Consider the following 24,167-nt stretch of genomic DNA (forward strand, 5'->3'; position numbering starts at 1 on the left):
GGACGTGTGATGAAAAAGTTTTTCAAGAAAGTCGGCGCCTTCCTGCGCCAGACCTGGGTCTGGACCTTGCTGCTGGTGCTGTTCGTGGCGCTGCTGGTGTGGTTCGTCGGCCCGTTGTTGGCTGTGGATGACTACAAGTTCTGGGAGAGCGCGACCTCGCGTCTGCTGACCATCAGCGTGCTGTTCCTGATCTGGGGCCTGACCATGGTCTTCGTCAGCTGGCGCGCGGGCATCCGCAAGAAAGCCGAGGAAGAAAGCGAGGACGGCCAGGACCGCATTCGCCGCGAAGAGCTGATCGACGAAGAACAGAAAGAGTTGAAGGCGCGCTTCAAAGACGCCCTGAAAACCCTGAAGACGTCGAGCCTGTATCGCGGCCGCAGCGAGCGCTGGCGCAGTGACTTGCCGTGGTACCTGCTGATCGGTCCGCAGGCCTCGGGCAAGACCAGTCTGCTGGACTTTTCCGGTCTGGAGTTCCCGATCAACAAGATCGACCGCAAGCTGACCCGCGACACCCTCGGCACCCGTCATTGCGACTGGTACTTTGCCGACCACGGTGTGCTGATCGACACCGCCGGGCGTTACCTGACCCAGCCTGACGCGGAAGTCGACGGCAGCGCCTGGACGACACTGCTGGAGCTGCTGCGCAAGCGTCGTCGCGGGCGTCCGTTGAACGGTGTGCTGGTGACCATTCCAGTGGAAACCCTGCTCGGTGGCAGTGAGCAGGACATCGACACCCTCGCGCGCCAGGTTCGCGGCCGTCTGCAAGACGTGCATCAGAAACTGCACGTCGACGTGCCGGTGTATCTGGTCCTGAGCAAGGCTGACAAGCTGCTTGGTTTCGACGAGTTCTTCGATCAACTGACCCGCGAGGAAAGTGATCAGGTACTCGGCACCAGTTTCCGCAAGGACCAGGTCGGCACTGACGTTGCTGTGCTGCGCAACGAGTTCGAAGAACTGCTGCGTCGCCTCAACAGCCAAGTGATCATGCGCATGCACTCCGAGCGCGACACTCAGCGCCGTGGCCGCATCCTCGACTTCCCGCATCAACTGGGGCAGATCGGCGAGCGCCTGTGCCTGTTCGTCGACATGGCGTTCACTGGCAACCGTTATCAGCGTGCCACGCAATTGCGTGGTTTCTACCTGACCAGCGCGCCGCACCTGACCCAAGAGATGGATGCGACCACCGCCGGCATCGGCGCCAGTCTCGGCATGAGCGCCGGCGTGCTGCCGACCCTGCGCAGCGGTCGTTCGCGGTTCATCCATCACTTGTTCAGCCAAGTGATTTTCCCCGAAGCCGATCTGGCCGGTCTGGACAAGCGCGAACGCAGCCGCATCCATTGGGGCCAGCGTGCGCTGTATGTCGGCGCACTGGCCTCGCTGGCACTGTTTGGCATGCTCTGGGCGGGCGGTTTCTCGGCGAACTACGAGCGTCTGGAAAACCTGCGCAATCTGGCGCAGAACTGGACGCAGCAACGCACGGCATTGTCGCCGCGTGACGACGCCATGGGCGTGCTGAAAACCCTCGACACCAGCTACGCCGCGACGCAGGTGTTCCCGAAGAAGGGCGACGTTTCGTATCACGAGCGTGGCGGTCTGTATCAGGGCGAAGACGTCAATCCAGTGGTCAAAGAGGCTTACGAGCGCGAGCTTGAAAAGCAACTGCTGCCACGGGTTGCAACCATGCTCGAAGGGCAGATCCGCGCCAACATGAAGGACCGCGACCGCCTGCTCAACAGCCTGCGCGCGTACCTGATGTTGAACATGAAAGACCGTCGCGATGCCGCGTGGCTCAAGGACTGGGTCGCCACTGACTGGTCGACGCGCTACACCGGCAACACCGCCGTACAGAATGGTCTGAATGCGCACCTCGATCGCCTGCTGAAGCAGCCGTTTATCTACCCGCTGAACGACCAGTTGGTCACTCAGGCGCGTCAGGTACTGCGCAGCGAATCGTTGGCCACCGTGGTTTACCGCATGCTCCGTGAGCAAGCGCGCAACCTGCCGGACTATCGTTTCAGCCAACACCTCGGCCCACAAGGCTCGCTGTTTATCGGCACCGAATACGTGATCCCGGGCTTCTACACGCAATCCGGTTATCAGCAGTATTTCTCGGTACAGGGTTCGGCGCTGGTCACCGACATCCTGCGTGACAACTGGGTGCTGGGTGAAGGCGCGGGCATCAGCGACATGGACTTGCGTCGCCTGATGGTCGAGCTGGAGCAGCTGTACTTCCGCGACTACGCCAACTACTGGAGTGAAGCCGTCGGCCAGGTTGCATTGCCGCCGATCAGCGACGCCGGTGAAGGCGCCGAGCAACTTGCGGGTCTGACCTCGGCCAACTCGCCGGTGCTGGCATTGCTCACCGAAGTACGCGAGAACACGCGCTTCCAGGCTGCTGCAGACCCTGTCGAAGAAGCTGGCGACGCTGCTGATGCGCTGGCTGGGCAGAAAGGCAAACTGGGTAAGGTTGGCAAACTTGCAGCCGCCGCAGCGGACAAAGCTTCGGCCCTGAACGTGGCGAAGACCCTGCCAGACACCGCGAAGAAATCGCTGCAACGTCGCTTCGAACCGCTGCATCGTTTGCTCGATGACAACAACGGCCCGGCGGCAGACCTGACCCCTGCACTGAGCGCGCTCAACGACCTGCAACTGCAACTGGCCGGTCTGGCCCGTTCCAGCACGCCGGAACAAGCCGCGTTCGAAATGGCGAAAACCCGCATGAGCGGCCAGCGTGATGCGCTGACCAACCTGCGCAATGCGTCTAGCCGTCTGCCGCGTCCGCTCAGCGTGTGGTTCAACGTGCTGGCCGAAGACTCCTGGCGTCTGGTGCTCAACGATGCCTACCAATACCTGAACGGTCGTTATCAGAACGAGCTGTACAGCGTGTATGGCAAAACCATCAGCAAGCGTTATCCGTTCAGCGCCAGCAGCACCAGCGACGTAGCGATCAGCGATTTCCGCGAGTTCTTCCGCGCTCAAGGCACCGTCGACCGCTTCTTCGACAGCTACATGCGTCCATTCGTCAGCGGCGATCCGGGCAACTACCGTATGCGCAGCGTCGACGGTCACAGCCTGCCGGTATCGAAGATGTATCTCGACCAGATGGCGGCGGCGCTGACGATTCGTCAGAGCTTCTTCTCGATCAACCCGGCCGAGCCGACCGTGCAGTTCAAACTGGAGCCGTACACCCTCGACCCGGCGGTCAGCCGTTCCGAGTTCAAGTTCGGCGACAAGACCATGGAATACCGCCACGGTCCGATCCTGCCAATGTCGTTCAAGTGGCCGACCGATGCTGAAGACGGTCGCACCAGTCTGGTCATGGACAAAATGGCCGGGCGTCCGATCGGCATCGAGAAGAACTCCGGCCCATGGTCGCTGTTCCGTCTGTTCGACCTGATGCAGACCGAGTACCTGACCGGTCGCGACGTGCTGGTGCTGAAAGCCGATGTGGGTGGCCTGCGCGCCAACTACCTGCTGACCAGCCAGCGCACGCCGAACCCGTTCGACATGGGCGTGCTGCGCACCTTCCGTATGCCGGTGCAGCTCTGATGCTGGTGGCCAGTGCCTGGCGCAGCGCGGCGCGTACCGACCCGGGCAAGGTGCGGGCGCGCAACGAAGATGCCTTCCTCGACTCGCCACAGCAGGGGCTGTGGGTGGTCGCGGACGGCATGGGCGGTCATCAGGGGGGCGACATCGCCAGCCAGTTGATCGTCGCCAGCCTGGCTGAACTGCCGCAACACGAAGACTTCGACGAACGCCTCAAAGCCATTCGCCAGTGCCTGCACTGGCTGAACCGGCGTTTGGGGCAGGAGTTGACCGTCACCGCCGGCCGTCACGACAGCATCATGGGCAGCACCGTTGTGGCGCTGCTGGTGGAAGGCAATCGCGCGGCCTGCATCTGGGCCGGCGACAGCCGTTGCTACATGTGGCGCGGGCAGCGGCTGTATCAGCTGTCCAAGGATCATTCGTTGCAGCAGCAATTGATCGACGAACAGCAAATGAGCGTCGAACAAGCGGCAGCGCACCCAGCGGCTCAGGCCTTGACCCGAGCTGTTGGCGCGGCCGAAACACTGACCCTGGATGTACTGGAACTCGAGGTCTATCCGGGCGATGCGTTTTTGCTCTGCAGCGATGGTTTGTATCAAGGCCTGAGCAGCGATGCCCTCGGCAACGCCCTCAGCCTCAGCGCGCCGCACGTGGCGCTGGAACGTTTGTTCGACGGCGCCCTGCGTGGCGCCGCGCGCGACAACCTGACAGCCGTGGTGATCCGCCAATGACCAAAATCGAATCACCCATCGATGACTTGCTGATGAGCGAAGAACAGGCCAACAACCTGACCTACTTCGCCTTCGCCAAGGAAAACAAGGCAGAACCTTTGCTGGCGCCGACCAAGGCCAGCATCGGTGCACTGCCGGATGTACTCGCCGGTCGCTACCACCTCGAGCGTTTGCTCGGGGCCGGTGGCATGGGCGCCGTTTACCGGGCGCGGGATCTGCTGCACGAACAGTTCGGCGATCCCGATCCTTACATAGCGCTGAAAATCCTCAGCGAAGAATTTGCCGAATCGCCGGACGCCAGTGCCTTGCTCTACAGCGAGTTCGCCCTGACCCGACGCCTGCGCCACGACAACGTCGTGCGTGCACACACCTTTGAAGTCGACACCGACTGCCAGCGGGCCTTCATCACCATGGAATACATGCGTGGCCTGACCCTGGACAAATTGCTCTGCGAGCGGCCGCTCGGCCTGCCTTGGCAAGAACTGCGCGACATCGTCCTGCCGCTGCTCGACACGCTGGCCTACGCCCACGGTCGCGGCGTGCTGCACGGTGACATGAAACCGAGCAACGTCATGCTCAGCGAAGACGGCTTGCGCCTCTTTGACTTCGGCCTCGGTCAGGCAGAGGAGGGTGTGTTGCCCGGCCTGCCGCACCTGAGCCGCGAACGCTTCAACGCCTGGACCCCGGGCTACGCCGCCCCCGAACTGCTTGAGGGCCAACCGTTGTCGGCCAGCGCGGACGTGTACGGCGTGGCCTGCGTGATCTATGAACTGGCGGGCGGCAAACACCCGTTCCGCCGCTTGCCTTCGACCCAGGCCCGCGACGAGCATCTGGAGCGCGAGCTGCATGCGCCGGCGAACTTACCGAAACACGGCTGGCCAGCGCTGCGAACCGCGCTGAGCTTCGACCCGGCAGAGCGCACCATCACTGCCCAACAATTGCGTGACGCCTTGGGCGCCACTTCGTCCTGGCTGCAACGGTTGCGACTTCGGGCCTAACGGATGACATTCGAACAGGGAGCACTTTATGTTCAACCCAGCTAACGAAACCCACTTCAGCCTCAAGGTCGAAGACTACGTCGGCGACCTGCAAGTGCTGTCGTTCACCGGCACCGAAGGCATCAGCCAGCCGTATCGCTTCGACCTCGAACTGGTCAGCGAAAACCCTGACCTGGACCTCGAACAACTGCTGCACAAGCAAGCCTTTCTCGCATTCGATCCACAAGGCTCAGGCATTCACGGCCAGATCTACCGCGTCGCCCAAGGTGATGCCGGCAAGCGCCTGACCCGCTACAAAGTGTCGATGGTGCCGCAACTGCAATACCTGCATCACCGCACTAACCAGCGCATTTACCAACAGATGTCGGCGCCGAAAATCATCGCGCTGATCCTCGACGAACACGGGATCAAGGGCAACGCCTACAGCTTCCAGCTCAGCCAGCCGTGCCCGGATCGCGACTACTGCGTGCAGTACGACGAAACCGACCTGCACTTCGTCCAGCGTCTGTGCGAAGAGGAAGGTATTCACTACCACTTCCAGCACAGCGAAAAAGGCCACCTGCTGGTGTTCGGCGACGATCAGACCGTGTTCCCCGACCTCGGCCAGCCGACCGCGTACGTGCAAGGCAGCGGCATGGTCGCCGAAGAACCGGTGATCAAAGGCTTCAAACTGCGCCTGGAAACCCGCACCAGCCGCACCACGCGCCGCGACTACGACTTCGAAAAACCGCGCCTGCAAATGGAAGCGGCGTACAAACCTGAAGGCGAGAGCACCGAGCCGGATCTGGAAGACTACGACTACCCCGGCCGCTTCATCGACCGCGCGCGCGGCAAGTTCCTCAGCCAGCGCGCCCTCGAACGCCACCGCGCCGACTACCGCCAGGCCGAAGGCCGCGGCGACCAGACCAAACTGGTCAGCGGCCACTTCATGGCCATGTCCGACCACCCGCGCAGCGAGTGGAACGACCTGTGGCTGCTCACCGAAATCTTCCACGAAGGCAAACAGCCGCAAGTCCTCGAAGAAGGCGTGACCAGCGACACCACCGACAACAAGGACGACTTCCACCAGGGCTACCGCAACACCTTCCTCGCCACCCCGTGGGACGTGTTCTACCGCCCGGCCCTCGAACACCCGAAACCACGCGTGCTCGGCAGCCAGACCGCCATGGTCACCGGCCCCAAAGGCGAAGAAATCCACTGCGACCAATACGGCCGCATCAAAGTGCAATTCCACTGGGACCGCGAAGGCCTGGCCGACGACAAAACCAGCTGCTGGCTGCGCGTCTCCAGCTCCTGGGCCGGCGACCGCTACGGCGCCATCTCCATCCCGCGCATCGGCATGGAAGTCCTCGTCACCTTCCTCGAAGGCGACCCCGACCAACCGCTGGTGACCGGCTGCCTGTACCACAAGGAAAACCCGGTGCCGTACGCACTGCCGGCTAACAAGACTCGCAGTGTGTTCAAAACGCTTAGCTCGCCGGGTGGTGGTGGGTACAACGAACTGCGCATTGAAGACAAGAAAGGTGCGGAGCAGATCTACATCCACGCCCAGCGCGATTGGGATGAAAACGTCGAGCATGACCAGAAGATTCGGGTCGGCAATGAACGTCACGACACGGTGGTGAAGAACACCTACACCGAGCTGAAGGCCGAGGAACACCGCACCACGATTGCCGACCGCAAGATTGAAGCGAAGCTGGATGATCACCTGACGATTGGGCAGAGCCAGCATGTGAAGTTGGGGACTGCGCAGCTCACCAGCGTGGGGAAAGAGATTCACCTCAAGGCTGGGGACAAGATCGTTATTGAGGCCGGGACGGAGCTGACCATTCTTGGGGGTGGGAGCTTTATCAAGCTGGATGGCGGTGGGGTGACGGTGGTTGGGCCGGTGATCAAGATCAATGCCGGTGGCTCGGCTGGCTCCGGCACGGGCATCGGGATTAAACCGCCGGTGCTGCCGGGGGCGGCGGATAAGGATAAGGCGGGGAGTTTGATGGATCAGGCGTTGTTGAATGCGCCGGCATCTACTCCGCCAGCATCGGAGAAAAAGAGCTTCCGTATTCAGATGAAACGTCCCTATGACAAAAAAGGTATTGCTGGACAGCCCTATACGCTGGAAGTGGATGGAGTGACCTACAAAGGCACAACTTCTAGTGAAGGGTTTGTTGACCAGCCAGTTCCGCCCGATGCGAAGAAGGGCAAGCTTACTTTTTATCCTTTTGGCGCAGAATCTCAGCCATGGGTATGGGAGTTGGACTTGAAAGCTCAGTCGGAAGCCTCGGACGTGAAAGGGCTTCAGTCCCGCCTTAAAAATCTTGGGTTCTATGATGGGGAAATCGACGGTGAAAATGGCCCGAAAACGAAGCATGCCACTCGTTGTTTCCACCGTTCTTGTGAGTTGGCAGACAAAGATTATCTTTCTTCCAGCGATATCAAGCGTCTCGAAGAACAGCATATTGCATAAGGGAATGAGCAATGATTTACGGCAATTTTGATCTCCGTAAAAAGGATCATGACGGAAAACCTGCGCAGAACACACCTCCACGTTGGGGAGGTGTTGATAACCCACCAGTTGCTATTACTAATGCTGAAACAGCTGGTGCAGCTTCGGGGAATAGCGCGGCCTTAGCAGTGCCAGAGCATGTAAGAAAGCTTCAGGAGGACTTGATTGGTCTAGGGTTCTCTGTACTAGGCAAACCTACTGGGGAGTTTGATACTAGGACCGAGTGGGCCGTTCGAGAATTTCAGATATATGCTTCAATGGCACAGGTTGCATGTGTTAGAGCTGAAAAAAAGGGGCAGCTGCTGCTAGATCAGGCTGGTTCCCCCGTGCGGATAAATAACTTGGATGTTTACTATGACGGCTCGGCGGGTGTTGTAGCCAAAGCTGGAAAAGCTCCGGTTGTTAGCGGGTCAACTGTAGGTCCTGTAACTTATTATGTTGATAGTCTTCAGTCTATAGCTAACTCTGCAAAGTATGTTGGTCCTGTAAGCGGTGTCGTGAATGAAAAGACCAGAGTGGCGATAGAACACTGGCTCGATAACGACTATCGGTGTCCAGTTGTTTTTGAAGCTTGGAAGATAACAGCTGGAAATAGGACCGAGTTGGCTCAAAAGGGTTGTAATATTTGGGCTCATGATAGTTTTACTGAGGGCGGCCCAAGAGTTGTATTCAGGGATTTCAGTAGTTACTTTGCGTTTCCAGATGGCCGTGCTCAAACAGAATATCATGCAGTTGGTTACTACCAGACCGGAACCTATGGTGGACCTAATGCGGGGAAAACGCATAGTTGGTCCTCCCAGACTGAAATGACAGTTGAGAAAATAACCGGTGCCCCCGCTAACCCAGCGCAACTAAATAGTCCAGCCCTTTCAACATATCGGACGATAAGGGTGGTTGCGGAAGCAGAATGTTTTGGTCGATTTGACGTACTAAACGCTTGGGATAATGCTCTTATTTCTGGCGGGCCTTGCCATTGGACTATGGGGCTATATTCATCAAATCCAAATATAAATGCATATGGGAAAGGTGAGCTTCCTGGATTTATGGCCTACCTGAATAATCGTGAGCCTGAAATTTTTAAAAAGGTTTTTAGTAATTTTGGTTTATATCCAACGAAGGCATGGAATAGTCCGGGTTTGTATAACGAAGATCTAATGACCTATGCGGCTTGGGTCAAACTCGCAAATGATAGTTACGCTGTTTCGCAAGCAACTCATTCCGACAGTGAGTTCACAGAATTAGGCGACTCGAAAGACGAGGCGCATTATCTGAAAACGTGGCATTGGTTTTATCGATTGAGTATGGCTGCGCGCACAATGCCTGGGTATAGAGCAGCAATGTGGTCTATGGCCAAACTAAGACTAAGGGAAATACTGACTGACCCGATTAGCTTCAGTGTTGGCGGTGTGGTCGTCAATAGTACTATAGGGACTATCTATACCTCGGAGAAGGCAGTGGCCATACTTTTGCGTTGGCATGTTTGGCGACCTTCACACATCGTTGGTGTACCACAATACAATCAGCTTCGCCATGTCCTTCAAAACACGATAAACACGTCGGGAGGGGTGAATTGGCAACTCCCGATTGCTAGCTGGGGGGCGGCACATGAGTCGGCACTGACAACAAAATTATTTAATGCTTTAGAAGCGTTGAATGATACGATCACTGGAGCCATAGTTTATGGTTCCGGTCAAGTTCAAGGTGCCGTTAGGACTGGTCGTCACACATTCATTATGGAGAATTGATATGAGATTTTTTTTGTTGCTTGCATTTTTTGCGGCTACGGTCAACGCTGCCCCTATAGATGTATGTGCTCCGGCAGATGGTGCTAAATATTTTTTATCTCAGTGGACGGAAGGTGTACGTGATTTTGATTTGCTTTCTCGAATTGAAGATGAAAAATTTTCAATTGAGGAAGGAAAGGTTGTCACTAGTGAAGATATCAATGGTGACGGAGTGAAAGATTTTATTTTTCTTTCATATTCAAGTGCCGGGTCGAGCGGTGATTTTATTTATGAATTTCTAATTCAATGTCGTGGCTTTTTAAGAAACGTTGGTGGTGAGTATTTTGCTGATGTGAAGGTTCTCGATACTCATCCAAAAGATAGTCTGTTTAGAGATATTAAAATCTACTCTTATAACAGGGATAAGCAAGATCAAATTATGCACAGAGATGGTAAGCCGTTAACTACCCCTCATATTTGGCGCTTTAATCCGGAAACGAAGCTGTATGAAGGTGAATCGAGATAGTAACGAATGAAAGTGAGAAGAGAGCGCAAAGTAGGGGACGGGTTAGTTTTCTAATCCGTCCCGGTCACACTCCTTACGCTTTCGCGGCCTTTCCTGCAATCAGGTCTTCCAGCTCATCCAAAGCACGTTCCACCATGATCTGCGCACCATCGGCAATTCGGCTAAGGGCTAGCGCTACCGAGCGGTTTGAGCCTTCGACGTCGTCCGCTAATTTGGCAGCGATGGCGCTGATGGACAGCATGTCTTCGGAGGCGTTGGCCAGGAGGGCTTCCGAGTCGATGTCATTGGAGATGGTGAAGAGTCTGCCTTTACGGCGTTTGGACTGTTTGTCGTTGGTAGGCGGGAAGTAGTGAGCGAAGGCGCGGTCGGCGGCTTCTTTGTCGAGCGTCGCAGTGTCGAGGGATTCTTCGGCGGGGGCACCAGTGTTGTCTGGCGGGTTGGGCGTCACTTTGAACATGGATGTATCTCCGTCTGTATATGAGGAGCCACCACCGTTCGCTTGCACGCAAATTAAGGTGGCAGCTGTGCGCAGGTGTGCAAGACCGGGCAGACGGACCCGGCAGATCGCTCTCGAAAGAAGGATCTCCCACGCACAGCCGCCATACAGTCGGTACCGCGAGCAGGGATATGCCTGATCAGCGACCTATGACGTTGCGCGTCGTCTTTTACCCGGACTTGCACGTCCGTGTCACCGTTTTTTGCGGTGACAAATCAAGGTTAGCGGTGAAAGCGAGGGGTGGATAGTTCATGGATGGCTCGGCGTCTTGCGGGAAATGTCCGACGAACATGACATCCGTTTAGCAGAAGATCGGAGGATCGTAAGTTCTGTTTAAGCGTTTGCGTCAGAAAATGGAAGGGTCTTACAGCAGGACACCTGTATCTGATTCTGAGGTTGAGTGGGTCAAATTCAGATCGTATGAATTGCAGACTTTTATAGTTTTTCAAGGAAATCAGGGAATGAAGATTTTCAGATTCGGCGTCGTTTTTTTACTGTCCTTGCTATCGTCCCTCGCTCATGCGGAAGGCACGATGATCGCAACGGTGCTTCAGGCGGATTTTTCCAAAGATCCGGAAATACGACTGCTCGTGAGGGTTGTAGACGTAGGATGGGGGCCGGATGCTCCATCCATGGCCCTTCGTAAAGATTGTCTGGCGAGGGTGAAATCGTCTGACCGTCCCGGCCCGGATCCTTGCTTTTCGATTGAAATAACCGAGAGCAAAAAGCAACGCGCCATTGTTCGGCAAACGCTTCTGAATGATCCTCAGCGCTCAAGTGACCCGATCTATCTGGAAATTGTTTACCAATCGGAAGTCAGCGAGAGCGATCCGACCAATCATTATGGGCGGTCTGCCCGGCTGAAAGTTGAAGAGAACGGTTTCTACAATTGGAACAACGAAACCAAGCAGGCATTGGCGGACGTTGTGTGGCCAACTTTGCCGAGTGGGACGCTTGATCTGGTCGTGACGGATACGGATGCACTGCTCAACCTGGTTTACCGGGAGCGCATGGAGCGGTTGGACGAAAAAGCACAGAAAGAGCTGAGAGAAACCCAAAGAGCCTGGATGAAGTTTCGCGATGCGGAGTGTCTGCCTGAGGCGAAATCGTATAAATCGGTGTTTGGGGAATGGTCGAACTCCTGCTTGATCCGCGCGACGATAGAGCGAGCGCGTCAATTGGCTATGGCTCCGGACAAGAACAAGCAGTGAAGTAAAGCGTTTGAAGGTCACGGGCACTTATGAGTTGATAACTCAAGGCTCACAGATCGTCTCGATGTCTTACACAAAGCAGTCCAGCGGCAAGGTGTACAGCTTCGGAATCAATACCAGCATCGACTCCTCTCCGGAGTCCGGATGCAAGTGGGAATAGGGCGAGTACATGCATTTCAAAACTTTAGCGTTATCACTGCTGGGCCTGCTGTGGACGATCCCGTCGCTAGCCGAAACCGCTACGTTCAGCCCAACCCAAGGCGTTGAAGCGACGCTGGTTCTCGAAGGCTCCAAGCTGAACATCGCGGTAAAAAGTGAAACGCACAGCGAGTCGCGAACAATCGATTTTGAAGCCGAGAATGAACTCCACATGCAGTTCGACGATTTCAATTTCGACGGCGACAAGGATTTCGCGATCTGGCAACTCGATGACGGCATGGGCACTTACCACTACTACCGGTTGTTCATTTACCAAGTCAAAACCGGCACCTTCGAAGAGTTGCAGCCGGACTGCGGCGATGGCTTCGTTAACCTGCGCGTCGACAAAAAGCGTAAAGCCTTGCTCAGCACCTACTGGGAAATGAACATACCCAAGCAATGCATCACCCGATTCACCGAACGCAAAACCTGAATGACTCAAGGATGAACACAGTGAACCGTTTTGTTTTAACCCTGCTGGCCGTATTGCTGCCGGCTTCAGCTGCCTATGCGCAGGACGACTGCAGCCATGTCACCTCAAGTCTGGAAATGGTGCCCTGCTCGGAGGCGGCGAAGAAGGCTGCCGATACGCAGTTGAATGTCAGCTACAAGCAGCTAATGACGCGACTTGAGTCTGACTATCGAGCAGATCCGGCATTGGGCGCGGAGTACGCCGCGAAGGTCAAAGAGTCGCAGCGTGCGTGGCTGAAATTGCGCGATGCGAATTGTCCGTTGGAGGCATTCGAAATCGAGACGGGGATGCCGGCGCATGTCTTCGCCGTTAACTCGTGTATCGCCAGAATGAGTCGTGAGCGTTCGGAGTATCTGGACAAGATCGTCCCTGTACTTTCATCCGACAAGAACGCTTCGATAGCTCCCACCAGCGACGCTTGTCCCTCGGAGGAGTTCGCGCCTTTCCTGACAGCGTTTTCCGCCAATAGCGAATCACAACGCCGTCTTACCGCAATGACGGTTAAGTCGCTGGTGTTGAAACCGGTAGCTGGGAAGGATCGAAGCACCTTTGAGCCTTCGACCTCGGGTGTTAGTGGAACAACGTTCACCTATCCGCTGATGGCTGCAATCACACCCGGCAAGACACCTGGAGTCGAAATCGAAGAGGTCGATGATAGTCACGTCAATGTGGTGGATAAGAGGGCGGGCAACAGCAATGTGAAAATCTTCAACTTCTCTCGTCAGGCGTGCTGGGTGCTTGAGGGAATTGAGGATTGGTCGATCAGTGAGAAGGATCTTGTCGCAACACGTAATCCAGGAATGAGCCGCGCCGAGAACTTCTGTGATCAGCGTGCTGAAGCTCTAGGTGGGCTTGGGTTGCTTGAGCAATACCCTCTAACGGTGGAACTGGTTGAAGCGTCCCTAGAAAATTATGTATGTGCTGCGGAGTCAGGTGATGCAGAGGCAAGTCTTTCGGCGGCAAGCCTGAGTCTTTCTCAAATGGCATCCCAGTTGGAAACCAGCAAAGTAGAGGCGCTGTTCAAAGCGGCCTCGAAAATACCGAGTGGCGCGTTGGCCTATGCCACGTTTTTTTGTGTCGGAAACTCCACCGACTATAACGGCCCTTGCCTTCATCCCGAGCAGGCAAAAGAGCAGGTTGTTCGTGCTATTTCCATGGGCTCCACAGACGCGATGAATTATCTGGCCTCGACCTTTGAAGGTGGCGAGCTTGGAACGAAGGATATGTCCCGGGCGCTAGCCTGTTATCAAATGGCGGCTGACAAAGGTAATCAGTTGGGCCTCTTCAACGTGGGGCGATTGGGATCGTCAGGCACCGCGCCGATCAAGGCTAGCCACTGCATCTGAATTTTGGGGGGCATGTTTGATGCGCTTTCGCACGCGCTGAGCCTGAATCCGTCACCGTAAAACGTTTAGTGCTTAAGCGTCTGACAACTCCCATTTTCCTTTAAACTCCCCACCCCCAAGGAATGCGCTCAGGACACGGAATGCCAGCCCCCTCTAACTCCCTTCGCCCAGCGTTAATGCTCTGGCTATACGCCGCCGCAATCGTGCACATTCTCGCCGGCCTTACCCTGACCTGGGCCGGTCATTCCGGATTACTCGACGGCTATCTGCACACCCTCGAACTCGCATTCTGGGGCGCCGACGCAGTACCCGTCGCCGGCCACGAACAACAAGTCTGGTGGCTCGCACTCTTCGGCGCGACTCTGCAAAGTTATTCGCTGTACATGCTTGCGCTGGTGCACATCGGCAATCGCTCGAAAGCGCCGATGATGTGGGGCTGGTTGATCGCCGGCATCCTGTTATGGGCGCCGCAGGACATGTGGCTCTCAGCGCAACAACAGGTCTGGTCGCACCTGTGGCTCGACAGCTTTGCATTGCTGGTGTTGTTGCCGCCGTTGTTCTGGCTGTATCGGCATGATCGCCGGAAGCCTCCTGCAGTAAAGACACCGAGCCAATCCAATCCGTTTGCCGGCGGCGCTTTCAAGCGCGTGCTGATCACCGGCGGCACCGGGTTTATCGGTGAAGCCTTGGTCAATCGATTACTCGACGCGGGCCATTCGGTCAGCGTACTGACGCGCAATCCGTTGAGCGCGGCCAATCTATTCAACGGCCGCGTCCGCTGTGTGCATTCGTTCAGCGAACTCAGCCACGACGAAGCCTTCGACGTAGTGATCAATCTCGCCGGCGCGCCTGTCGCCGGCCCACGCTGGACTCCCAAGCGTCAGGCGCAACTGCTCGCCAGCCGAGTCGGCACCACCGAAGCGTTGATGACCTGGCTGAAGAACACCAAGCACAAACCAACGCTATGGATTCAAGCCTCGGCCATCGGTTTCTACGGCGTGCGCGATGCCAGCGAAAGCCTCGACGAACACGCCAGCAAGGGCGATGGCTTCATGGCCGAACTCTGCGCACGTTGGGAAGCCGCCGCGCAACCGGCCGCCGAGTTTGGTGTGCGTCAAGTGGTGCTGCGTCTTGGCGTGGTCTTCGGCCCCGGCGGTGCGTTGACACCGTTGCTGATGCCGTTCCGCCTGGGCTTCGGCGGACGCATGGGCGATGGTCGGCAGATCATGAGCTGGGTGCATCGCGACGATGTGCTTCAGGTGATCGCGCGGGCTTTCAACGACGGCACTCTGCGCGGCACCTACAACATGGTCGCGCCGGAAACGGTCAGTCAGGCAGCGTTCGCCGAGCAGGCCGGCAAGGTTCTCAAGCGCCCGGTGTGGTTGCACATTCCCGCCGCGCCAGTGCGTGCAATGGCGGGGGAGATGGCGCAGCTGTTTTTCGATGGTCAGCGCGTGGTGCCGCAGCGTTTGACCGAGGCCGGTTACACATTCCGTTATCCAACTCTCGACGCCGCTCTGCGCGATCTGACCTGAGGATCGCTCATGAGCAAGCCGTTGATGTACCTGCTGGCCGGCAACGGCAGCGCTGCCGATTGGTGGGATGATGCGCTGCCGCACTTCCAGCACTACGACGTGGTGCCGCTGGAGTTGCCGGGCTTCGGCGCCAATCCGCAACCGCCTTGCGAGGATCTGGCGGACTACGCGCAGACCTTGCTGGCGATAACGCAGAAGGGCAGCGCGATCATGGCAGTCGGGGTCAATGCGTTGCTGGTGTTGCATGCGTTGCAACGTCGGCCCGGGCACTTTTCCCGCAGTGTTTTGCTGGCGCCGGTCGGGGCGTTTCTGTGGCAGCGGCGCTTGCCGGCACTGATGTCGCCGCTGCCGATTCGCAAGACCATTCATTGGCTGCTGTCGAACAAACCCACGCTGTTCGCCCGCAAGTTCTCCAACCAGACCTGGACGCCCGCGCAGTACCAGCGCATGGGCGCCGGCTATGCTCGCTGTCGGGCGTTTGTGCCGCATTGGGATCTGGTGCGGGCCGACACCGCGCTGCCGCTGCTGGAGTGGATCACCGATCCGGTCGAGCTGGTTTGGGGTGATCAGGACGCGGTGCTCGGCATCGAGCAAGCGGCGGCGTGGTCGGCGATTCTAGCCCGCGCCGATCTGAGCATCAGCCTGAAACCCGGTTGGGGTCATTACCCGTGGATCGACTCGCCCGCGCAGTTCGCGCAGTGGCTGGAGTCGGGCGAGCGCGGGTTTGTCGCGCACACCAAGGGCGGGCGTTTGCGCCTGGCTGAGCTGGCGCGGCAACCGGTGCCGGCGGCACTGACGCTCAACGATTGCACTGACCCGCGTCTGCCGGCATTTCTCGCCGCCCAACCTGATGTGACCTGGGCGGTGCGCTCCTCCAGTTACGGCGAGGATCAGGCAGATTCGGCGAATGCCGGTTTGAGCACGACCTATCTGCGCGAGCCGTCCGCCAATGTGCCGAAACGCATCGCCGAACTGACGGCCGAAGGCGTCGAGGAAGTGGTGGTGCAACGCTTCATCACGCCGGTCGTTTCCGGGATCGCTTTCGTGCGCCATCTCTCGGTAGAACTGGAATGGGTTGAAGGCCATCTCGAATCGCTCGCCGACGGTCACGTCAGCCCCTCACGGGCAACGCTTTCGCTGCTCGGCGATGCTTGGCGAAGCGGCACGTTCACGCCGTCCCACGGTTTGACCGAAGACCTGCTCTGGCGCTTTCTGCAAGACGTACTGCGCGTGTTCCACTACGTGCCCGGCGACGTCGAATGGGCCTGGGACGGCTCACAACTGTGGCTGCTGCAATACCGGCCGATCAGCGATTACGGCTGGCGCCGTCACCTGACCGCCGCCAATATCGCCGAGATCCTGCCGCCGCAACCGAGCGTGCTGGTGGAATACGCCCAGCGCCGCGCGGCAGCGAGTATCCCGGCAATCATGGCGCGTTGGGATGCGCGAGTGCTGCAGGACAACGAACCGTTCACCGCAGTGTTCGGCGGCGCGTCCTACATCAACAATGACCTGTTTCTCGCCCGGCTGGCCGACTGGGGCATCAGCGCGAGTAACTACGCTGGTGAAGTCGGTGGCGCGACTCCGCATCTGCCGTGGCAGCCGCTGAAGATGCTGCGTTCGTTGCCGCTGTTTTTGCGTATGCAACGCAAGGCTCGCGGGCATTTGCTGAATCTTGAAAACGGCTTGCAGCGCTTCGATCGGGAACTGGCCGAACTCGTCGCCCAAGCTGCCGATGACCAACAACTCGCGGACTGGTTCACCCGGTTTTACGTGTTCGTGGTGCAAGGCAATCTGTGCATCGCCACGGCGCTGGCCAGCAGCGGCGGCGATTGGCTGGGGCGCCCGCCGACTGCTTACGACAACCTTGAAAACAGTCCGCATCGATTGCCGTGGGAAACCGATCCGGCCACCCCTCGACCCGCGTCGAGCGAACTGCCGCTACAGCCATTCCCGCAATGGCCAGGTCTGATCCGCCTCGCCCATTCGAGCGGCCTGCCGGGCTTGCGCGGCTACTACCTGCAAGTACGCGAGTGGTATCGCGACAACCTCATGCGAATCTTCTTTCGTCTGTACCACGCCATGCCGCTGGCGGATCGCGAACACTGGTTTGCGCCGCATCCCGACGTGCGCACCCGCGATGGCAGCTTCTGGCAGGACGGTCGCGAAGGTGCGGAACAGGCCACCGGGTTCATGATTTATCCGGGGCAGGTGCAAGGCATCCTCGGCGCCGACATCCTGCTCGAAGACACCCTTGATCCAGGACGATATGCGCATTACCAAACCGCGCGGGCGGTGATTGCGCGGATGGGTGGGCGCTTGTCGCATGGCTCGACTCTGTTGCGTGAGTTGCGCAAGCCGTCGGCAGTGATACCGCAGGTGGATCCGGCGTGGGTGGGGTGTGAGGTGGTGTATCGGGATGGTGAGTTGCAATTGATTAATTCGAAGGATGCGAAGTGAAACGATTGCTGGTGTTATGTGTGAGCTGGTTCCCGATAGCGGTTATGGCGGCAAGTGTTTGCAATCAGGAAGCTGACTCAAAATATTTCTTATCGCAATGGTCGCAGAGCAGTGAACATCCGGAAGACATACTTTCCAGTCTCGATGGAAAAGAGTTTTCTATCGATCCGGGCCACGTGGTTTTTCGCGGCGATCTAAATGGCGATGGCATCGAAGACTTCATCTTCAATTCCCGCGTCGGTATTGGCTCATCAATGGATAGCACATTCGCCTTCCTGATCCAGTGCCGTGGTTATTTGAGGTATTCGGGCGGCGGTTACTTCGCCGGGGTCAAAGTTCTGGACGGCCCAGCCAAGGGGGGAGGTGAGTTCAAGGACATCGAGATCTACTCCTACATCAGGGACAAGCGCGGGCGGATTCGCTACAAGGGTGAAAAGGCCATGACCCGGCCACATCTGTGGCAATTCGACCCGCAGACACAGCGTTACGAAGGGCAGGCTGAGTAAGCCGACGGTCCCCACGGCATTTACGGAGTTATTACGTGAAAGGATTTTCGATTGTTCTCGGCAGCTTGATATTGGCTGCCGCGTCCATGGCATTCGCTGCCGATCCAACCTTCAAGGATTACGCCGTCACGCCAGTTTTCACCGGCTCTAACCATAAGCTGGTGCCGCAAGAAAACAGCAGCCCAATGATGGATCAGGCACGGGTGCAAGCCCTGAAAGGCAAGGTCAACTTCGCCGGCCATTACATCCTGCACAGGTTCGGCTGTGGCGGTAGCGCCATTTGCGGCGAAGTGCTGGATGCTCAGACCGGTGAAGTGGTTGGCGGTCTGCCCAATGCTTACGACGGCAGCACGTTCGGCATGGTTTACCAACCCGACAGCCGATTGATCATCGTCTCCGGCATCACGCTCGACGGCGAAGAAGATGCGCAGGGGAATGCGTTGGAAAGCGGTAACCGGGACCGTTTCTACGAGTTTGTGAACAATGAATTTCGACTGCTGAGCATGACCGACATGGAATCGTCGCCGATGGATGAGGAGTGAGTGGATGAACCGGTTTTTCATTCGGTCTGCGCTGATTGCGCTTTCGCTATTACCTCATTCACTGTCCGCGACTGCCAGTGAAGGGAGTTGCTACGGCTACCTTACTGAGCTTGTCAGGAGCAGCGATTTTCCGTTTCGTTATGTCGGCAAGGACAAGGTCAACCTGCTGATCGACGAGGACGACGGTGAAGTAGTGCGCGCTCAGCTGCTTTTCGACACCGACGGCAGCGGCACGATTGGCTGGATCAAATACACCCCGGCTACCCGTGTATTGCTCAATAGCTCGGCGGAGTTGGAGGAGCCAGTGGCATTGTCATTCGATGCCAAGTTTGCGGACGGCTATGCGAAGTGCTTGGCGGAGCAACAGGCCGGCTAACGGCGAAAAGGATTTCTCAATGAATCAGCTTTTGTTCGCCGGGAGCCTGGCATGGTTGTTCTCTTCCCCAGCCTTCGCCACGCCGACGGATGCTTACACCCAACGCGATGTCATGCAGTGCGGCGGTGTTGAAGTGGTGTTGGTGTCGTCCTGCCGATCGGTAACGGTGGATGGTGCGCAAACCCACGTCATCCCGGTCTGCTCCGACCAGACCATCAACATCGGGGGCAAAGTGCTTCGACGCGATATCAGCAAAGTTTCACAGCTCACTTCCGACGGTGCGAAGACGAAAATGTTGAGCAATGTCGTTGTGGCGATGGATTGCGTGGAAGGCACCAAGGGCAGTCTTGTTTCGATAGGCGGATATGGCGGTTGCGGTGCCTGCGCGGAGTGGCATGGGTATTACTCGACAGCAGGGCGATTGGAGCAATACAGCTTCGATAATAACCAACGCTCTTTTGGCTCGAAGGGATCTCGGGAAGAGTTGATCAAGGCCTATGGCGTTACGAAGAGACAGTTAATGTCAGAAAGCCCGGCGGTGAAGAGGATCGTCTATGGCCAGCCTTAAATGGGTGTTGATGATGGGCAGCTTTCTTGCCGCCACAAGTGCCTTTGCCGAGGATCCACCGATAGTCGGCATCGACGGACACACCGTGACGTTTAGAGCAACTGAATGGACGATGCCCGGTGTGGATTCGGCGACCGCATGGTTCACCGCCAACGGCAAAACCTTCCCGCTCTTCAGTGCCGATGTTGGCGCTGATGGGCACTCGGATTGGCTCAGTCCTGACAAGAAAACCTTATTGCTCGACCCGGTGGTCTTCGGCATGTTGTCGGACGAGAATCAAGAAGAAAAACTCGTGTCGCAACAGCATTGCGATGTGATTTCCATGGAAACCGGTTGCGTGCTGGCCGAGCGTTCCCCTCGTTTTTGTCTCGGCAAATGGGTGGGTAATCAGTGGTTTTCGGAAGATGGCGAAGTCCTCACACCTAGCCTGGAAACGGAGTCTCCGAAGGACTGGTTGAAATATATCTCGACCATCAAAGCTGCGCAGTCCCGCGCTGATTCCATCGAATCGAGCCTGACTTTTTTGAGTCCAGAGTCCTACATGGCGTGCCATCCCCCGGCGCAAAATGTTCAGGCGTACAACGACCTGGGTTTTTATCTGGCCGAGGGCGGTAGAGATGAGCTGGCGCTGAAGTTTTATCGCGGCGGTGAGGCCGTTGGTAAACGCACGGTACTGATGTTGAACATCGCCGATTCACTCTGGCGCCTTGATCGGAAAGAAGAAGCGCAGCGTTATTACCGCGAGTACCGCGACGCGATGAGCGCCGACGGCAAGGCGCAGAAAATTCCGCAAAGAGTGATTGAGCGAACTGCACATCAGGGAATGAAAAATTGAACAGGATTGTCCGTTTTATCGCATTGCCTCTTGGAACGCTGTGCGCATCAATCGCGCATGCCGAGGACACCTGCAAAGTCATCAACGTGAGCTGGCAATACGATGAGTGCTTGGAGGCCGACCGTAAGAATGCCGACGCACGACTCAATGCCAGCTACAAAAAACTGATGTCGCGGTTTGAGTCCAGCCCCGAACCGGAACTGACCAAGACAAATATGGCCGCTGCCAAAGAGTCGCAACGTGCCTGGATCAAATTGCGTGACACCACCTGCCCCCTCGAAACCACGGCTGTCGCACCCGGTTCGCAGGCTTATTCCCAAGTACTCAATAAGTGCATCACCAGAATGAGTCTGGAGCGTGCCGCCTACCTGGATGCGATTGCGCCTGACGGCCCGAGTGAAGTGTTCGATGTGACCAAGGTTTCTGCATCGGCCTCGCAACGTTTCGGTGATGTGGTAGCTCGCTACGTCACTACGTTTGGCAACCCTTGCCTCAATGTCCAGCTTCTCGCGCCCGATGGCAATTGGCGAGTGCTGGCGTCCAAGCGGTTCTGCAGTTTCGAGGGCAAGTCGTTTTGGGATGGCTATGCCAGTGCGGTGTTTGAGGATCATGCGTTCGCTACTGATGGTTTACACCTGACGCTCAGCTTGTTCGAGCTTCGTGGGGAAAGAGAGAAGCGGCTCGCTTGTGTGATACCGATCCAGAATGAGCAAATCAAAGAGCTGAAGTGCGGCGCACCTGAGTCATCGTAAAACCCTCAGCCTAAACATTTGAAGATTGATTAACAGGGAAGTGAGTGGAATTGGCCAGGCTCTTAAGTTGTATGAGTGCGCTCGGATTCATGGTTGCCTTGTTGGCTCAGCCGGCATTAGCGAGTGACCCGCAAACCATCGGTGAGCTGCATCCGCCTGTGGTTGCATCGCTCGGTGATCAAAAGATCACAGTGTTCTTTTTGAAGAACAACCTCAAAGGTCAGGTAAAGGAAGGACATGTTCCTTACGCTGAGATCTTCTACACCTCAATGAACGCCGTGAAGCCTTCGCTGAATTATGTGTGGAAGGTCGAAGGTGAGCAGATCGCCTCGGTGTTCTTATTCGAGCGCAAATTTCCGGAGCAAGCGGGGAAGTCCATGTTTGTTCTGACAAAACAAAAAGTCTCGCACAGTCAATTCGAAGGTGATTCCTATTCGGTGCTGGAATTGCCTTTGGTGAAGGACGGCGATCAGTTGGCCTTGCGGTTTTTTAGCGGCGACCCACCAGATCCCGAGCTTGAGAACTGCCTCGACGGTCTAAATCTGGCGGATGATGTAAAGGTCGAATGTGCTTACAAGGATGCGACCAGCATTAAAAAGCGCTTGGCAGACTTGGATGCAAAGATAATTGCGGATTCAAAACTGCATCAGGACATCGGCCAGAATCCACTCAAAGCCGAGGTTGATACGTCCAATGTTGCTTGCCCTTCGACCGACTTTTCAGCGTTCCTCTCAGCTTTCTCCGAACGCGCAGATGTGCAAAAAGCCTTCGTACAACAACCGCTGAAAATGGTCACGACCGTGGCCGGCGATCCCGAACCCGAGATGGAAAAGCGCAGTCTCAGCGGCGATCAACTTAAGTTTCCTGTCATTCCGGATCAAGCAAAGCGAGAGGCCCAGGGCCTGACGTTGACCGTCAAGGAAGCGCGGGACAAAAAAGCGATCGCGATCCTGCAGAAGCCGGATACCGACTATGTCTTCGAATATCGGTTTGTTCGTGGGCAGTGTTGGCGGCTGGAAGAAGTGGCGGATTATTCGCTTTAGAAACGCCGGCGTTCATCGGCATAAGCGCATTCAACAGAACGGGTTCAGAGGGATTTGTGAAGAAGTTATTTTCAGTGCTGTTGTTGGTGTTGCCGTTGGCGGCCCACAGCGAAGTTTCTACACAGGTAAGGTGCTTCCACTCGCTGGAAGGCAAAAACATCAATTTTGAGTTCAGAACCTATTACGACGTGGTTGCCAAATGGAGCGGCGCAAGTGTCAGGTACAGCAAGTCGAAGAAAGCTATTGCTTTGGTTCATCACCGAACCGAAGAGTACGTCATGACGGAGAGCGGGCCCTACGAATTCACGACGACTTGGGTGGAAGTTTCAGACGGTGCAGTGACGGGGCAGTATGTCATTGCAACGCAAGGCGCTCGGGTGAACTCGATGCGCTACACGAATTACAAATCCGGCAAGCAGTATTCGTTCGACGAGGACTTCAGTATCGAAGCCTCTCCGGAGACGGGTTGTCAGTGGGGATGAAATCTTCAAGAAAGGGGACTTAACGTCCCCTTTTTTCATCCTCAAATTTCGCTACGGCTTGGCCGCCACGCTTCGCACTTCAATCTGGTCGAGCGTCCCTTCCACCATCAATCTCACGCCGTCCGCCATTCTGCTCAGGGCAAGCGCTACCGAGCGGCGGGAGCCGTGGAGGTCGTCGGCGAGGTCGCAGGCGATGACGCTGATGGACAGGAGGTCTTCGGAGGCGTTGGCCATGAGGGCTTCGGCGTCGGTGCCGGGGGAGAGTTTGAAGAGGCCGTTTTCACGTTTGGGATGTGGTTCGACGGCTGGTTTGAAATGGTGGTCGAGGGCGCGCTCGGCGGCTTCGTGGAATTTCTTCGAATTGGGGGATTCGTAGGGCGAGATTGCTTCAGTGCTGAATGTTTCATCGGTCATCGGTGTAAATCCTGAGCAGTTAGTTGATCTCCCCGAGTTCGGACTTGCACATCCGGCCACCGATTTTGCGGCGACAAACAGAGCCTATCGCTAGCCAGCCAACTCGCCTAGTTCATCAACAGCCCGGCACTTTGCAGGACATTTCCCATAGATTCGCGGGCCGGAAGATCAAAAGATCGCAGGCTTCGCCAGCTCCTACAGGGATGTGTTTCAACTGGTGTAGGACGTTGCCTGCGGAATCGTGACTTGGCGGTCATCGTGCAGGAATTGGTCTGCATCATCTTCCAACAGCGTCAGATACTGGCGTTATCGTCCGAATCCCTTACACTGCCCCGGCCGTTCATTTTCCTTTTGAGGCTGTACGCATGAAATTTCGTTTTCTTCTGTGGATGATGGGTTTGTTGATGGGTAAGGCCAGCCGGACAAATCCTGCGTTCCAGCAGCAGTTGGGTGACAAGGATCTGGTGTTTCAGCTGCAGACGCTGGACGGGAAAGTGGCGCGGCATTTCGTGGTCAAGAATCAGCGCATCACCAGCAAGTCCGGAACCGTGGCAGAGCCGGCGTTCGCGATTGCGTTTAAAGATGCGGGTTATGGCTTTGCCACCATGCAGGCGAAGAACAAGCAGTTGGCGTTCATGCAGGGCATTCAGGACAAGTCGATCCAGCTCAAGGGCAGCCCGGCGCTGGTGATGTGGTTTCAGGGTTTGATGAAATATTTGAAGCCGAGGAAGGCCAAGCCTAAGGCGTGAAGCGCCATTTTTTAGAACCCGGTGGGCAATTGGTTTGGCTCGGTAAGTCGCTCAATTGGCTCGTAGTACCACGAACACCTGTCAGAAGTGACAGGTGTTTTTGTTTGGATGTTGAGGCCTCATAGGGATCGTCCAGCAGTAAAGGGACTTATCC

The 24,167-nt window shown here is 56.8% G+C and carries 22 protein-coding genes; 20 read left to right on the forward strand and 2 right to left on the reverse strand.

Annotated elements, in window-relative coordinates:
* Positions 1–9: 9 nt before the first annotated feature.
* Genes tssM through QZR14_RS03290 form a run of 6 tightly spaced genes read left to right on the forward strand, consistent with a single transcriptional unit; the run spans position 10 to position 10,028 of the window.
* On the forward strand, positions 10–3,549 hold the full coding sequence (gene tssM / locus QZR14_RS03265) for a type VI secretion system membrane subunit TssM (RefSeq protein ID WP_311995878.1): 3,540 nt from the start codon (positions 10–12) through the stop codon (positions 3,547–3,549).
* The gene (locus QZR14_RS03270) at positions 3,549–4,277 is read left to right on the forward strand and encodes a PP2C family protein-serine/threonine phosphatase (RefSeq protein WP_007920303.1); all 729 of its coding nucleotides are present in this window, start codon (positions 3,549–3,551) and stop codon (positions 4,275–4,277) included. The genes tssM and QZR14_RS03270 overlap by 1 nt, the downstream gene beginning before the upstream one ends.
* A complete protein-coding gene (locus QZR14_RS03275) occupies positions 4,274–5,275 on the forward strand; it encodes a serine/threonine-protein kinase (RefSeq protein ID WP_311995879.1) in 1,002 nt (333 codons plus the stop codon). Before QZR14_RS03270 ends, QZR14_RS03275 begins: the two co-directional genes overlap by 4 nt.
* A gap of 28 nt (positions 5,276–5,303) precedes the next feature.
* Positions 5,304–7,739 (forward strand): type VI secretion system tip protein TssI/VgrG, encoded by a 2,436-nt coding sequence (gene tssI / locus QZR14_RS03280; protein WP_442967373.1) that lies wholly within the window; start codon positions 5,304–5,306, stop codon positions 7,737–7,739.
* Positions 7,740–7,750: 11 nt separating this feature from the next.
* Entirely contained in the window at positions 7,751–9,523 is a 1,773-nt protein-coding gene (locus QZR14_RS03285; protein WP_122604589.1) for a peptidoglycan-binding domain-containing protein, read from the forward strand.
* A 1-nt stretch (position 9,524) separates the two neighbouring features.
* Positions 9,525–10,028, forward strand: a complete 504-nt coding sequence (locus QZR14_RS03290; RefSeq protein ID WP_241000845.1) for a hypothetical protein — start codon at positions 9,525–9,527, stop codon at positions 10,026–10,028.
* 73 nt (positions 10,029–10,101) lie between these two features.
* On the opposite strand, the gene QZR14_RS03295 is transcribed toward QZR14_RS03290, so the two are convergent.
* Positions 10,102–10,485, reverse strand: coding sequence for a DUF6124 family protein (locus QZR14_RS03295; RefSeq protein ID WP_280038430.1), 384 nt, complete (start codon positions 10,483–10,485; stop codon positions 10,102–10,104).
* A 500-nt stretch (positions 10,486–10,985) separates the two neighbouring features.
* Between QZR14_RS03295 and QZR14_RS03300 the strand changes: the two genes are divergently transcribed.
* The 13 genes from QZR14_RS03300 (at position 10,986) to QZR14_RS03360 (ending at position 22,850) form a co-directional block, all read left to right on the forward strand.
* Positions 10,986–11,735, forward strand: a complete 750-nt coding sequence (locus QZR14_RS03300) for a lysozyme inhibitor LprI family protein (RefSeq protein WP_257356611.1) — start codon at positions 10,986–10,988, stop codon at positions 11,733–11,735.
* Positions 11,736–11,904: 169 nt separating this feature from the next.
* Positions 11,905–12,366: an XAC2610-related protein gene (locus QZR14_RS03305; protein ID WP_311995880.1), complete on the forward strand. Its 462-nt coding sequence runs from the start codon at positions 11,905–11,907 to the stop codon at positions 12,364–12,366.
* 20 nt (positions 12,367–12,386) lie between these two features.
* Positions 12,387–13,751, forward strand: a complete 1,365-nt coding sequence (locus QZR14_RS03310; protein WP_311995881.1) for a lysozyme inhibitor LprI family protein — start codon at positions 12,387–12,389, stop codon at positions 13,749–13,751.
* Positions 13,752–13,891: 140 nt separating this feature from the next.
* Entirely contained in the window at positions 13,892–15,286 is a 1,395-nt protein-coding gene (locus QZR14_RS03315) for a TIGR01777 family oxidoreductase (RefSeq protein WP_311995882.1), read from the forward strand.
* A 9-nt stretch (positions 15,287–15,295) separates the two neighbouring features.
* Positions 15,296–17,746 (forward strand): alpha/beta fold hydrolase, encoded by a 2,451-nt coding sequence (locus QZR14_RS03320; protein WP_311995883.1) that lies wholly within the window; start codon positions 15,296–15,298, stop codon positions 17,744–17,746.
* The gene (locus tag QZR14_RS03325) at positions 17,743–18,252 is read left to right on the forward strand and encodes a hypothetical protein (RefSeq protein ID WP_110718131.1); all 510 of its coding nucleotides are present in this window, start codon (positions 17,743–17,745) and stop codon (positions 18,250–18,252) included. The genes QZR14_RS03320 and QZR14_RS03325 overlap by 4 nt, the downstream gene beginning before the upstream one ends.
* A gap of 86 nt (positions 18,253–18,338) precedes the next feature.
* Entirely contained in the window at positions 18,339–18,794 is a 456-nt protein-coding gene (locus QZR14_RS03330) for a hypothetical protein (RefSeq protein ID WP_311995961.1), read from the forward strand.
* Positions 18,795–18,798: 4 nt separating this feature from the next.
* The gene (locus QZR14_RS03335; protein ID WP_311995884.1) at positions 18,799–19,170 is read left to right on the forward strand and encodes a hypothetical protein; all 372 of its coding nucleotides are present in this window, start codon (positions 18,799–18,801) and stop codon (positions 19,168–19,170) included.
* A 19-nt stretch (positions 19,171–19,189) separates the two neighbouring features.
* A complete protein-coding gene (locus QZR14_RS03340) occupies positions 19,190–19,738 on the forward strand; it encodes a hypothetical protein (RefSeq protein ID WP_311995885.1) in 549 nt (182 codons plus the stop codon).
* The gene (locus QZR14_RS03345; protein WP_311995886.1) at positions 19,725–20,573 is read left to right on the forward strand and encodes a tetratricopeptide repeat protein; all 849 of its coding nucleotides are present in this window, start codon (positions 19,725–19,727) and stop codon (positions 20,571–20,573) included. Before QZR14_RS03340 ends, QZR14_RS03345 begins: the two co-directional genes overlap by 14 nt.
* On the forward strand, positions 20,570–21,325 hold the full coding sequence (locus QZR14_RS03350) for a lysozyme inhibitor LprI family protein (RefSeq protein WP_311995887.1): 756 nt from the start codon (positions 20,570–20,572) through the stop codon (positions 21,323–21,325). The genes QZR14_RS03345 and QZR14_RS03350 overlap by 4 nt, the downstream gene beginning before the upstream one ends.
* Before the next feature lie 71 nt (positions 21,326–21,396).
* Positions 21,397–22,368 (forward strand): hypothetical protein, encoded by a 972-nt coding sequence (locus QZR14_RS03355; RefSeq protein ID WP_311995888.1) that lies wholly within the window; start codon positions 21,397–21,399, stop codon positions 22,366–22,368.
* Between the two features lie 56 nt (positions 22,369–22,424).
* Positions 22,425–22,850 (forward strand): hypothetical protein, encoded by a 426-nt coding sequence (locus QZR14_RS03360; RefSeq protein ID WP_250605661.1) that lies wholly within the window; start codon positions 22,425–22,427, stop codon positions 22,848–22,850.
* Between the two features lie 51 nt (positions 22,851–22,901).
* Here the strand turns inward: QZR14_RS03360 and QZR14_RS03365 are convergent, their stop codons facing one another.
* Positions 22,902–23,264 (reverse strand): DUF6124 family protein, encoded by a 363-nt coding sequence (locus QZR14_RS03365; protein WP_250605662.1) that lies wholly within the window; start codon positions 23,262–23,264, stop codon positions 22,902–22,904.
* Between the two features lie 365 nt (positions 23,265–23,629).
* On the opposite strand from QZR14_RS03365, the gene QZR14_RS03370 reads away from it, so the two are divergent.
* A complete protein-coding gene (locus QZR14_RS03370) occupies positions 23,630–24,013 on the forward strand; it encodes a helicase (RefSeq protein WP_311995889.1) in 384 nt (127 codons plus the stop codon).
* Positions 24,014–24,167: the final 154 nt, after the last annotated feature.

The sequence above is a fragment of the Pseudomonas sp. rhizo66 genome (assembly GCF_031931925.1).
Lineage (GTDB): Bacteria > Pseudomonadota > Gammaproteobacteria > Pseudomonadales > Pseudomonadaceae > Aquipseudomonas.